This window comes from Canibacter zhuwentaonis, assembly GCF_018531145.1.
In the GTDB taxonomy this organism is placed as follows: domain Bacteria; phylum Actinomycetota; class Actinomycetes; order Actinomycetales; family Microbacteriaceae; genus Canibacter; species Canibacter zhuwentaonis.
This window is the reverse complement of the sequence record NZ_JAHDSZ010000001.1, coordinates 140316-153319: the sequence shown is the minus strand read 5'-3', so window position 1 is coordinate 153319 and position 13004 is coordinate 140316. Positions and strand designations below refer to the sequence as shown.

General features: G+C 52.8%; 11 protein-coding genes and 2 tRNA genes. 1 reads left to right on the top strand and 12 read right to left on the bottom strand.

Translation table 11 applies throughout. The features are described 5' to 3' along the window. Window positions 1–52: 52 nt before the first annotated feature. Both KJY78_RS06670 and KJY78_RS00710 read right to left on the bottom strand, forming a co-directional pair. Complete coding sequence (locus tag KJY78_RS06670) at window positions 53–187, bottom strand: hypothetical protein (protein WP_284675954.1); 135 nt, start codon at window positions 185–187, stop codon at window positions 53–55. Between the two features lie 273 nt (window positions 188–460). Then, window positions 461–1507, bottom strand: a complete 1047-nt coding sequence (locus KJY78_RS00710) for a DNA-methyltransferase (RefSeq protein WP_214336503.1) — start codon at window positions 1505–1507, stop codon at window positions 461–463. Between the two features lie 250 nt (window positions 1508–1757). Between KJY78_RS00710 and KJY78_RS00705 the strand changes: the two genes are divergently transcribed. Next, a tRNA-Met gene (locus KJY78_RS00705) sits at window positions 1758–1831 on the top strand. Window positions 1832–1949: 118 nt separating this feature from the next. Here KJY78_RS00705 and KJY78_RS00700 read toward each other — a convergent pair. The 10 genes from KJY78_RS00700 to KJY78_RS00655 all read right to left on the bottom strand — a co-directional run bounded on the left by KJY78_RS00700 (window position 1950) and on the right by KJY78_RS00655 (window position 12953). Next, the gene (locus KJY78_RS00700) at window positions 1950–4460 is read right to left on the bottom strand and encodes an HtaA domain-containing protein (protein ID WP_214336501.1); all 2511 of its coding nucleotides are present in this window, start codon (window positions 4458–4460) and stop codon (window positions 1950–1952) included. 287 nt (window positions 4461–4747) lie between these two features. After that, window positions 4748–4823, bottom strand: a tRNA-Ala gene (locus KJY78_RS00695). Window positions 4824–4909: 86 nt separating this feature from the next. Continuing rightward, window positions 4910–5275, bottom strand: a complete 366-nt coding sequence (rsfS, locus tag KJY78_RS00690) for a ribosome silencing factor (RefSeq protein ID WP_250544008.1) — start codon at window positions 5273–5275, stop codon at window positions 4910–4912. Between the two features lie 8 nt (window positions 5276–5283). Then, window positions 5284–6453 carry a hypothetical protein gene (locus KJY78_RS00685; protein WP_214336500.1) on the bottom strand — a complete coding sequence of 390 codons (1170 nt, stop codon included), beginning with the start codon at window positions 6451–6453 and terminating at the stop codon, window positions 5284–5286. Further along, window positions 6450–7049: a nicotinate-nucleotide adenylyltransferase gene (gene nadD / locus KJY78_RS00680; protein WP_214336498.1), complete on the bottom strand. Its 600-nt coding sequence runs from the start codon at window positions 7047–7049 to the stop codon at window positions 6450–6452. The genes KJY78_RS00685 and nadD overlap by 4 nt, the downstream gene beginning before the upstream one ends. A 5-nt stretch (window positions 7050–7054) precedes the next feature. After that, complete coding sequence (locus KJY78_RS00675) at window positions 7055–7264, bottom strand: hypothetical protein (RefSeq protein ID WP_214336496.1); 210 nt, start codon at window positions 7262–7264, stop codon at window positions 7055–7057. A 266-nt stretch (window positions 7265–7530) separates the two neighbouring features. After that, window positions 7531–9039 carry a GTPase ObgE gene (gene obgE, locus KJY78_RS00670; RefSeq protein ID WP_214336493.1) on the bottom strand — a complete coding sequence of 503 codons (1509 nt, stop codon included), beginning with the start codon at window positions 9037–9039 and terminating at the stop codon, window positions 7531–7533. Window positions 9040–9203: 164 nt separating this feature from the next. Further along, entirely contained in the window at window positions 9204–9455 is a 252-nt protein-coding gene (rpmA, locus tag KJY78_RS00665; protein WP_214336490.1) for a 50S ribosomal protein L27, read from the bottom strand. Window positions 9456–9487: 32 nt separating this feature from the next. Then, window positions 9488–9796 (bottom strand): 50S ribosomal protein L21, encoded by a 309-nt coding sequence (gene rplU / locus KJY78_RS00660; RefSeq protein WP_214336487.1) that lies wholly within the window; start codon window positions 9794–9796, stop codon window positions 9488–9490. A gap of 181 nt (window positions 9797–9977) precedes the next feature. Next, window positions 9978–12953, bottom strand: coding sequence for an Rne/Rng family ribonuclease (locus tag KJY78_RS00655; protein ID WP_214336484.1), 2976 nt, complete (start codon window positions 12951–12953; stop codon window positions 9978–9980). Window positions 12954–13004: the final 51 nt, after the last annotated feature.

The following is a 13004-nucleotide window of genomic DNA, read 5'->3' as shown; positions in this document are numbered from 1 at the left end:
AAAAACCAGCCAAAACACCCCACACCAACAACACCCCCCGCCCAACAAAAGATTAAGCAACTTCTAGGGTGGTGATCTGCAGGATGCGGGCTTCTTTCCCGGCGGCGAGCTTATCCACGGTTGGTGTGGGTTTCGCGCCCGCTCGCACACGCCGTTCGCTACGCATCGTGCCGTCTTGTGCTGCCATACCAACCTGCTCGGAAAAAATCCAAGTCAGGGCATGGTTTTATGCACCCCGGTGGTGAACTTTCGACCGATGAGGGTAATACCCTGTTTGATTCCAAGATTGTACACGCGCAGAACCAGCCCCGCTGTGAGGTGGCGAGAGTGTAGAGATTTTATACCCCACCTCAAAAAATAAATGCGCGATAGCTAATCAACTACCTCACAATCCTAATGTTTTCTATTTTCTTAACAAGAGCATCAATAAGTTCCCGATTATATAGCCGCATAGTGGCATCTAAAAGAGATTAATCTGAGTTGAATGCAGCTCTGACCTGATAACAGACTTTTTAGGTTCTGTTTTCTGACTTTGAAATGTATTCCGCTCCCAAAATACACCGTCTGCGTATCCTTGGATACCAGGCTCCGCCACTGCGTTCTCGAGCCGCTTCATTGCCCATGCACAATAAGTCGGATTCCATTCAATCCCCACAAATTTTCGTCCCAGCTTTTTCGCCACAACCGAAGTTGTTCCTGATCCTAAAAATGGATCTAGCACAACTGCTCCAGGAACACTGCTTGCCAGTATAAGCTTTGCAATAAGTTTTTCCGGTTTCTGTGTCGGATGATCAGTGTTTTCAGTCATACTCCAAAAAGGAATTGTTATATCATCCCAAAAATTAGATGGTCTGGTATTCCGAAAATTCCCAGCTTCAGTTTCTTCCCAATCTTTCGGTTTCCCATCGACCTTGTAAGGTGCGATCACTTTACGGCGCATAAGTACATTTTCCAAATTAAAAACGTAATCTTCTTTATTAACCGTTGCATACCAAATATCCTCGAGTGAATTCTTCCAGTTTGAAATGGCTCCCCGACCCTTTTCTCTTTGCCAAGTAATTCGATTCCGTATATGAAAAAACTCAGATAACATTTTTCCAATCACTAAACTACTACTCCAATCGCAACAAACATAAATTGACGCATTTGGTTTGAGTAACGGAATGCAACGTTCCATCCACGACCTAGTATAGTGTTCATATTCTTCCATGGAACGCGCTTTGAAACGAACGCCGTGGAATTCTTTTGAAAGATTATAAGGAGGATCGACTATTAGCAGATCAATCGATGACTTAGGCAGATACGGAAGAACCTCAAACGTGTCGCCTTGAATTGTCTGATTACAAACAAGGGAAAAATCAATCGGCGCACTAACACTAAGCAGTTTCTCTTTCAATGCCAGCTCTTCTGGAATAGACAGAGTCAAGGTACGATTTCTGCCGGATCTTTGTTTTTGCGCACTGGGGGTTGCATGAACCGAAGTTTCAGATCCTCTGGAAACACACATGACAACATTATACTCTGCATCAATAGTGTCTCAATCATTTAGGTTTTAGATTTTCAAATCATAGTTTAGAAAACCTCATCTCTAAGATTACTTGATATCAGCTTGAACACATCCTTTTCAACGCATTCAACCGGATATAACCATCTAATCATTGTTCGTAACCCAGTGATAAAAAGAAACTGCCATCAGCTAGTACGACTGAGATTACAATTGCCTAAGCGCTAAATATCTGCTAGAATACTGTGTGTACCGCGGGGTGGAGCAGTTCGGTAGCTCGCCGGGCTCATAACCCGGAGGTCGTTGGTTCAAATCCAGCCCCCGCAACTGGAATAGCCCCTGTTATCAGGGTGCTAAACTTTTATGCCCGACTTTAGCGGCGGAAAATCTCCCGGCAGCGACCGTACAAGATCGTTACCGGGAGATTTTCGCTATAGCCAATCAGCTACGCATCGCGCCTACTACGGCGCAAAATCCCTGCGACACCAAGCGCAACTGCCCCAAGCGGCAACAGCGACGCACTAGATCCTGTGTTAGCAAGCTGCTTTTGCTCTTTGGCTTTATCAGCAACCGGTTTGTCAGTGGTTTTCTCAGCTGCTGCCTTTTCAGCTGCTGCCTTTTCAGCTGCTGCCTTCTCCGCTGCAGCCTTTTCCGCTGCCTTCTCCGCAGCGGCCTTCTCCGCAGCGGCCTTCTCAGCAGCGGCCTTCTCCGCAGCGGCCTTCTCCGCAGCGGCCTTCTCAGCAGCGGCCTTCTCAGCAGCGGCCTTCTCCGCAGCGGCCTTCTCCGCAGCGGCCTTCTCAGCAGCGGCCTTCTCAGCAGCGGCCTTCTCAGCAGCGGCCTTCTCAGCAGCGGCCTTCGCGTCCGCTATTTCTTTAGCAAGAGCGGTCTCAGCGTTCAGCGTTGCCTGCTGTGCGGCGGCATAAGCCAAATCAGCTTTTGTTTTCTCTGCCGCAAGCACCTGATTAGTCGGGTTTCTCAGGCTCTTCTCTGCGGCGACCTGGCTGTCAAACTTAGCTTCCGCCTCTTTCAACTTGGCCAGCGCAACAAGCACTCGCGCATCCGCAATTTCCTTCTCAGCAGCGACCGCATTAGCCGCAGCTTTTTCTGCCTTTGCCAGCGCGGCACGCGCATCCGCCGTTGCCTTCGCTTTAGCTTTCTCAGCTATTTCCTTGAGCCGCTGCTCTTCATCAATTTTTGCAATGGGAGTAGATTCCGGCACGGGCAAAACAAACTTGCGCAGCACGTAATACTCACGATAGTCGCCGCGCGACTCGTCAAAGGTTGGCACGAAAATTGCGTTGTTGCGCACAATAAAAGTATTATTGCCCGATTTTTGGGTGCTCTTGCCGTTCGGCAGCGGCAGCGTGGAAACGGTCTCAAAAGTGTTTGGCTTCAGATACCGCAGGCTACCGGTGCTACCCTCCTGTAGCACCGGCGTGCCGTCAGGAGCGAAGGCAATCGCCGCGATTCCCGCAATGCCATCTTTTGACACGGGAATCACGCTTGACACGTCACGGTTAGCGTATTTCAGAATCTCTGTTGTTGTGGTTCTGCCGTACGGGCTAACGTTGAAACGGTAAATAATCTCACCGTTAGTTACAAGGTTACGCACGTAGGCGCTCCCGTCGCCGTGGTGTGATCCTGCCATGAACTTTGCGCGGTCTGCCGGTGTTTTACCAGTAGCATCAATAGACACCAAAAGCCCCTTAGCACTGCGCGATGTGTCATCACTAAGGTACGGGCTTCCCTCAGAGTTGTACACAAAAGTATTGTCGTTCATCGCGGCAAGCTCAGCGTGCTCTTTGAAAGATGATCCGCCCCATATGCTGCCACTAACATATTTATCGCCCAGCAGCTCCTGTGACGACGGCAGCGCCAGCTCCGCAAAAGCGCCAGAGGCGTTAGTTAGCAGGGTCGCCTCTTCGTAGTTCTGGCTCACCGCAACCGCCGCAACCTGACCCGCGCCGTTCACTCCGATTGCGGCGATATTCTTGACCGCGGTGGTAACAAGCTCTGATTTGCTAAAGGTGTTATTTTCGATCTTCACCGCGCGCAGCTCTGTGGCTTTATCGAGGGCGGTGTAATAGACGAGTTTCGACTTTTTATCGTAGGCGTATGTTGCCTCTTTGGAGATGTTCGTTTCTGTGCGCGCCAGCTCCTTGAGGTTTTCATCGAGCAGCACCAAGTGACCGCCTGGCTCGCCCACTAGCACGTAAGGGTCGGCATCAGCTAAGATGTGCGGCCCGTCAGTGTACTCTTTTTTACTGTCCCAGCGCGCATCAGACAGGGTTGGTTTTCCGCTGTCGCTCGCAGGGCGGCTGCCCTCGCCCAGGTAGCTAATGGATAGCGGATCAAGCGCTTCGCCTACGCTGTAGAACTCGGAGAACATCTTGTTGCCAGCCTCAGTGAGCGTGGTTGCGATGTTTGACCAGTTAACCCGCCCATCCTGCACGGTCATAGTGGCGGATGCGGTGTGCAGCTTAGCAATACGCACAGGATCAGCGGGTGCGTAAACTCCGCCTGAAGGATACTGTTTGGAATAAACTTTCGCTTCTAGATAAGATTCGGTATCTGAGATCACCACGCGCGGATTCTGAAACTTAAGATCCAGAGCGCAATTACCCTCGAGCGGTTTTTCAGGGTTGTCACAGTATTTGAGATACGCAACGGTGCCGTTAAACTGCAGGTCTGTGAGGTTTGTTGCGGCCTCGTATTTTTTAGACGCGAGTTTAAAGGTGAACCCGTTTGTGTTTTTGGTGACACCGTCGAGCAGCTGAGTTGCGCCGCCCGTGTAGTTGTTGAAGCTGGTGCGGATCCCCCAGTCGAGATTACCGTCTTCAGCTGACTGCGTGAACGCTGAGTTTTGCGCAAAAGCAGCGTTTACTCCCAGGGGTGTTACCATCGCAGCACCCAACAAAACCGCGCCGATTTTAGCGCGGAACGAATGTTTTTTCATATTTCCCCCTATGCGAACTAAAGAATAACATCTGATGATATTTAAGTAGCATAACCATCATCAACCCATTATTCCACACATAGCGAAAATACAACACGGTTAATTTCTAAATCGCACCGCTAATTGAGCGCGCAATCGCAGCGGATCTGGCACTGCTCGACACCGCACAGCAGCAGCTCAGTTGCCGCGTCACCGGGACAGAACCTGCTTGTGTGCCAAGTGCGCTCATGCCCGATTACGCGAGCGAAGGCACTCTACGATCAAGACTCAGCTTTCACCTCATTTATTGGTGGATCTGAGGGGACTTGAACCCCTGACCCCCTGCATGCCATGCAGGTGCGCTACCAGCTGCGCCACAGACCCAGAAAATCAGCCTTTCGACCGATTTACCTAATCAAATATACCCTAAACGCACATCCTGCACAAAGCAAAACGCACCAAAAGACAACCTAAGCCGTTGTCAAATATCCGCTCAGGTCGATTTCTGGCTGATCCGCCCACAGTTTTTCAAGCGCGTAGTATTCGCGATCTTCCGCGTGAAAAATATGAACTATCAGATCACCGAAATCAAGCAGAATCCAGCGTCCGCCCTCACGCCCCTCACGGCGGAGTGTTTTCACACCCTGCAAGTTCAGCTCATCCTCAATATCGCGCGCAATCGCTTGCACGTTCCGCTCAACCTGACCGCTTAAAATCAAGAACGCATCTGCGTACCCAAAAGCCTCGCCAACTTTAAGCGCAACAGGATTCTGCGCACCAGATTTCTGAGCCGCCTCTAAAGCAGCCTCTATCATTTTCGTGTAATCAAAGCTCATAACTCTACCTATCCTAGTAACCCGTTTACAGCCGCGATTACAACCCCCACAGCGCTCACAATCAGCACACCACCGCCTATCGCAAAAAACATGGGTGCGCGACTGCTGTCTTTTTTGGCCTCGTTAAACATTTTCGCGCCCTCCTGTCGGTGCGCAGAAACAGCACGCACAGCAGCTATCGGCTGCGTGTTATTACCCGTCTGATAAATACTGTCGTTCTCAATTTCCATATCATCGCTCAGCCCGTCTGCTGTGCGGCGGTATCCGCCGGTCTGCGAGATTGACGGGTGCAGCTGCAGCGACCCCGAAATAAAAATCCCGCGCTCTTCATCTAGCGCGCTCTGCTGCATCGCCTCGCTCGGAATCTGCGGCAGAATCAGCGCGGCCGTGCCAATACTAACACTGCCCGTTGTTTCCTCCTCAACAGCGCGACTTATCAGTGTGTCAAACCCCACCGACGTATCAACAGTATTATATCTTGGCGCGTCAAACACCGACTGCTCAGTATCGAGCGGCGCAATATCGGGGAAAGAATATCCCTCCGCGTCTTTTCTAACCTCGCCCGCAGCTGTCGCAGCGTTATTTTTTAGCGGATCACCCAGCCCGGCATCTAGCCTGACGGCTTTATCCTTGTTAGCCGATACCGCACTCTTAGCAGCCGGTTTTGTCGCTTTTACTGGTTTTGAAGCTGTGCTCGCGGCGGTTTTAGAAATGCTTTCACTAACTGGCGCAGGCTCTGCGATTTCGGACGCTACTGGCGCATACTCTGCGGGCACCTCTTTTTTAGTATCGGCCGCGGTTTTTGCTTTAGCTGCCGCCTTCTGCTGCTCTTTCTTAGGGTCGTACGCGCCAAGCTTACCGTGCGCAGCTTCCCACTCCGCCAAAATCTTGCCGTATGCTTCGTCTTTAGCGCGGCGAATCCCGCGCCGATCAAGCGGCTTACCATCAGCGCCAACCTCTGGCGCAACAAACTCCGCGTCAAGCTTCGCCTCAAGCTGCTGCACAATCTCAAGCTGCGCCGTGGTTAAATCATACTGCTGACCATCAATTTGAATTGCAGCGGTTTCATTAAGCTTCAATTCTTGCGTGTGCCTGGCAGAGCTCTGTGACTCCTGCCTTGCCGCGCGCTCTCGCATCTCACGGCGCGATAAGTTAAGCTCTGGTTCCTTCTGATTCATGCGGCCTCATTACTTTCATAAAGACGGTGCTTCGCAATATACTGCACAACACCATCAGGTACTAGATACCATACCGGATAACCCTGCGCGACACGACTGCGACAGTCAGTCGAGGATATAGCCAGCGCGGGCACCTCTAACAAACTAACACTTTCGGCAGAGAGTCTGCTCAAAGACAGCTCGTGCCCGGGGCGCGACACTGCGATTAAACGCGCAAGCTCATAAACCTGCTCAATGTTCTTCCACTGCCCTATTTGCGCTATCGCGTCCGCTCCAGTAATGAAGAAAAGCTCATCTTCGGGATATTGCACGCGCAAATCGCGCAGCGTATCAGCCGTGTAGGTGGGCTGGTTACGGTCAATATCAACCCTGCTAACTGTGAACATGGGGTTTGACGCGGTTGCAATAACGGTCATTAAATATCTATGCTCCGCGTCAGAAACAGCCCGCTTATACCAGGGCTGCCCGGTGGGCACAAAAATTACGCGGTCAAGCTCAAAGCTCTTAGCAACCTCGCTGGCGGCCACCAAGTGTCCATGGTGGATCGGGTCAAAGGTGCCACCCATAACCCCAATTCTTTGCCGCACAGTGAGCATATTGCCTACCTGTGATGCGGTGCCTGACCACCAAATTTGCGTTTATACGCCTCGGCTTTTTCCGCGTGGCGGTTGGCAACATCCCGAAAACTGTAGGTCACAAGCGCCAGCGCCGACAAAAAAACAAAGGCAATAACGCCAAAAACAATAGCTGGAAAAGGCAACTCCTTAACTACGTTCGCCCCATTAGAGACATAAAAAACAGCTGCAATCATAAAACTCCCTCAACCCTGTTAGCGTGCAAAGCACAGCCCTGCCCAATGTTACCGCTTCTATCATATCGCACTGCGGCTAATAACCCCTGTTTCTAGCGGATCAGCACCCGCAAATAACAGCTCCATAGCGCAGCCTACCGCGCCGCACGCACTCTGGCACTCACCGGTAGCAGCTCCGCGCAGTTGGCACGTCAAGCGATCGGTCGCACGGGTGGCTGCAAGCACGCAGGCACGTGCGGACAAACCGCTACCTGTGGAAGCGTCCGCTATTGCTCCCACATTCCCCCCTCGCGGGCACGCTCCAGCTCGTCGCGGGCGGCGGCTTTTGCGTCCATCCACTCGTGATACTCCTTGCGGCGCTCCTTATTTGTGCGCCTGTCAGCCTGATCGAAGCGGTTATCGGTGCCACGTGCGCCAACCTGCGCCTCGGCGGCACTCGTCAGAGTTGGCTCCCAGTCAAACACCACGCCCTCACCGGCGCCGATAACAACCGCCGCACCCGCAACCGCGCCAGCTTTCACAAGCGCCTCTTCAATGCCGATTTTATTAAGCCTGTCAGCAAGATACCCAACAGCCTCATCGTTAGTGAAGTCGGTCTGCTCTACCCAGCGCTCGGGCTTAGCACCCAGAATACGGTACAGGCGGTTATCATCGCCGCCCTCAACCTTGATTGCAAAGCCACTCTCGTGCGCACGTTTTTTGTGCGGCACACTAACCTGTGTGCGCTCTGTCTGCGCGGTTTCTGCGAGCCTTGCCGCAAGCTCTGCGGCAACAATTTCACCGAGCGCGTAGCCCAGCTCGCGCAATCCCTCGCGAGTGTACGCGGACACGGGAAACACGCGATAACCGCGCGCTTGCAGCTCAGCTGTCACGAACTCTGCCAGTTCGGCGCCATCGGGAATGTCTATCTTATTGAGCGCGACCAACTGCGGACGTTCCAGCAGCGGAGTTTGCCCCTCAGCAACCGGGTAAGCCGCCAGCTCGGCGCGGATCACATCCAAATCGCTCAGCGGATCACGATCAACCTCAAGCGTGGCACAGTCTAAAACGTGCAACAGCACACTGCAACGCTCAACGTGACGCAGAAAATCAAGCCCCAGCCCTTTGCCCCGACTCGCGCCCTCAATCAGACCTGGCACATCCGCTATTGTGTACCGGTACTCTCCGTGCTCAACAACTCCCAGGTTGGGGTGCAGAGTTGTGAACGGGTAGTCAGCAATCTTGGGCTTAGCCGCGCTCATCGCCGCAATCAGGCTTGATTTACCAGCCGAGGGGTACCCCACCAGCGCAACATCCGCAATGCTTTTCAGCTCGAGCGTCAACGTCACCTCTGCACCAGAAGTTCCCAGCAGGGCAAAACCGGGAGCTTTACGCTTTGCGCTGGCCAGGGCAGAGTTGCCAAGCCCGCCAGAACCGCCTCGCGCGGCAATATATTCTTGCCCTGCTGCGGTAAAATCCACCAAGGTCTGGCCGGAGGCGTCTTTTACAACCGTCCCAACAGGAACCGGCACGGTTAGCGACTCTCCGTGCGCGCCATTACGCCAGTCACCAGCGCCATAGCTGCCATTGCGCGCGCTCAAATGCGGGCGGCGATGATATTCCAGCAGGGTTGTTATTTGCGGATCCGCCACCAGCGTAATATTACCGCCGTCACCACCGTTACCGCCGTCTGGCCCGGCAAGAGGCCTAAACTTTTCACGCTTCACCGAAACACAACCGTTACCACCGCTGCCGGCGGCAAGAAAAACCTGCACTCTGTCTACAAACGCGACCATACTATGCTGCTTTCTGTAATTGATCGCTAAACAGCTAATTCTGCTCAGCTACCTAACACTATTAGCGTACCGGTTACAGCAGAGAATCTGTGCTGTAACTTGCAACCCTGTGGCTAAACAAATGAGGGATGAGCAAAGCCCACCCCTCATAAAAAGCGTAAACGCTACGCGGCTACAATATTGACCACTTTGCGACCACCCTTTGTGCCAAACTCTACAGCACCGGCTACAAGAGCGAACAGAGTATCGTCACCGCCGCGACCAACATTAGCACCGGGATGAAACTTAGTGCCGTGCTGGCGCACAATGATTTCGCCAGCATTAACCTGCTGACCACCAAAACGCTTTACACCCAAGTACTGAGGGTTAGAATCACGACCGTTGCGCGTAGATGCCGCGCCCTTCTTATGTGCCATGAGTTAAGCTCCTTAAAATATAAACGAACGAACTATTTGATGCCGGTAATTTTCAAGCGGGTCAAATCCTGACGGTGACCCTGCCTTGATTTATAACCTGTTTTGTTTTTGTAACGCTGAATCACAATTTTAGGACCGCGCACATCTTCCAAAATCTCAGCTTCAACCTTAACTTTAGCTAATTTTCCAGCATCGGTTGTAATGTTATCGCCATCCACAAGCAAAACAGCCGGAAGCTGCAGTTTACCGTTATCATCGCCTTTAATGCGATTAACAGTGATAACCGAACCAACCTCAACTTTTTCTTGACGGCCACCGGCGCGCACTACCGCGTAAACCAATTGACACCCTCTTCTAATCTCACGCCTTACAAAGTAAAGCTATTATTCTGTACATATTGACCTGCCCGCAAGCAGTATGTTAATTAAACTCTTACCCGTTAAAAACAGGAGGAACTAATCTAATATACTACCGCACAAAGGCGCGAGCGGTCAAACACCACGCCCGTAATTTACGATCGCACTAATTGTCAGAATCAGCGCTATCCTCCGGCTTTTTACCCAGAGACGAATCCAGCAAAGTTTCCAAAATTGACATTGTCAAATCTCTGCTAACCTCTGGATCGTTAAGCGCACTCTTGCTCCGTGACTTCTCAACACGAGCCTGAATCTCAGCTTCCATCCGCGCCCGCTCACGCCCCCTACCAGAGGCGCGCGGATCAGGCAAAGCCCCCAGAACCTTGTCGAACAGCTGCTTCATCTCGCCCGATTTCTCGCCGTGACGCTGAATTATCTCGCCAGCGCCACCGTCCGCGGCGCGTTCTTTCGCCTTCTTCGGAGCGCGCTTTTCCATGTGCCCAAATAAAGCGTCAACCGCGTTATACGCAATTGTGGGATCTATGCGCACGTGCGGCTCATCCGATTCTACGCGCTCCTCTTCGCCGTCATACTCAAATTCGTCGGCGGTATCGTCCAGGTCGATCGGCACAATATCCAAGTCATCATCAAAGCTGTCAGAGTCGCTGTCGAGATCGTCCATATCGTACTCGTCAGCATCGTCAATATCATCAGCCTCAGCTGCTTCCTCAACATCTTGCGACTGTTGCTCTGTCAGATTCTGCTCAGTAGTTAATGCTGCGGAAGCTTGCTCAGCAGCAGCCTCTGCACCTACCTGCTCGCCCGCAGTCTCTGTCTTCTCAGCTGTAATCTCCGCCTGCTCAACAGCCGCTATCACCTGCTGCTCAACAGCATTTGCCCGCTCAGCCGGAACATCCACAGACTCTTGCTTGCCAGAATCACCCTCCCGCTCAGCAGCATCCGCTGATACCTGCTTTAGGGCAACCTCTTCAACCCTGTTTGAGCCAGCAGCTTTCACAACCCGGCGACTGCGGCGCGGCGCAAGCTTAGGCTGCTCCGTATGCTGTGCTTCCGGTGCGGTTTCGGTCGGTTTTACAGCGAATCCGCCACCGCCGCTCAAAACATCCCGCGCACCATCATCGCGCGGTTCGACCGCCGCATCCGCCCGGGTCTTATTCGCCCGCGACGAATTCGCCTGTTTCTTATCTGCCCGCGCTACATCCGTCTGCGACACAACGCTCTCTGCAGAGCCGTCAGTGAATTCTGCGGTCTCGTCTTTCTTGGCATCAGCGTTTATAGCTGCAACCACCTGCGCGATTTTAGCTGAAGCAGAACGCTTAATCTGGCGCGCCTGCTGCGCACGAGCCGCCTTCTTGCCAGAAGTATTCTGATCATGCTTGTGTGAAACCGGTGCCTGCTGAACTATCACCCCGCGACCCTCACAGACCTCACAATTATTACTGAACGACTCGAGCAGACCTAACCCGATCTTTTTGCGAGTCATCTGCACCAGCCCAAGCGATGTCACCTCAGCCACCTGATGCTTTGTGCGATCTCGACCTAGGCAGTCAATCAGCCTGCGATACACCAGATCACGGTTCGTCTCAAGCACCATATCAATAAAGTCAATCACAATAATACCACCGATGTCACGCAGGCGCAACTGGCGCACAATCTCTTCGGCCGCTTCAAGGTTGTTTTTAGTGACGGTCTCTTCGAGATTACCGCCGCTGCCAACAAACTTGCCCGTGTTCACGTCAATCACGGTCATTGCCTCGGTGCGGTCAAGCACGAGCGAGCCGCCAGAGGGCAACCAAACCTTGCGATCGAGCGCTTTTTTAATCTGCTCTGTGACGCGGAACTTAGCAAAGGCATCGCGCTCACCCCTGTGTAAAACAACCCGTTCTAACAGCTCGGGCGCAATCTTTTCAAGATAGCTGACGATTGTGCCATGCACGCTCTCACTGTCGATTACGAGTTTCTGGAAATCCTCGTTAAACACATCACGCACGATTTTAATCAACGTATCCGGCTCCGCGTGCAAGCACACCGGCGCTTTCGCCTCGGTTACGCCCTTGGAAATAGCCTCCCAGCGCGCACTCAAAGACCTCACATCGCGCTTCAGCTGCTCATCACTAGCGCCCTCGGAAGCGGTACGCACAATCACGCTTGAATCCACCGGCACAATCTCTTTCAGAATTTTTTTCAAACGCTGCCGCTCAGTATCCGGCAGCTTGCGTGAAATACCGTTTGTTGATCCGCCCGGCAAAAACACCAGAAAACGCCCGGACAGTGAAATCTGCGTCGTCAATCGTGCGCCCTTGTGCCCAACAGGGTCTTTCAACACCTGCACCAGAATCGAGTCACCCGGCTTTAGCACCCTGTCAATTTTGCGCGAGCGGTAGCTGCCGCTGTACTCTGACCAGTCAACTTCGCCAGCGTACAAAACAGCATTGCGCTCTTCGCCAATGTCGATAAACGCGGCCTCCATACCCGGCAGCACATTTTGTACCTTGCCCAGATAAACATTACCTATCAGCGAGGTCTCATCAGAGCGCGCAACATAGTGCTCAACCAGCATCTTGTCTTCAAGCACCCCGATCTGCACAAAATTTTGAGAGCTATGCACGATCATGCGCCGGTCAACAGACTCGCGCCGCGCTAAAAACTCAGATTCGGTAACCACCACACGGCGCCTGCCAATATCGCGGCTATCACGCTTGCGGTGCTTTTTAGCCTCCAGGCGCATAGATCCGGCAACAGGCTGCGTATCGTGCTCGCCCCGCTCCTGCTGCACCGCTTTTTGCAACTGGCTCCGCTCGTCGCGGGCGGGCGCACCCTTATCATCGCGATCTTTCTCGCGCAGAGCCTGCACAACCGGCTCCAGCGGCTTACGCTTCTCATCGCCTGCTTTACGAACAAGATCGAACAGCGGCATTCCCACTTCAAAACTCAGATACGGCACGCGCGGTTTTGGTTTTACCGGTGGCACATCCGGCGCAAGAAACATCACGCACTTCGTGTCAACCCGATCCGCCGCGATTGCTGCCGGTTGCGCGCTGACCTCCCGCGAGTTGCCGTCCACCATCTGAATAGCTGCTGGCGACTGTGTGTCACCTGCGGCAATATGTTCTTTCACCATAACAGTGTGCTCCTTAGCATTACGCTAGCCACTATTTTTGCTGTAGTGCGC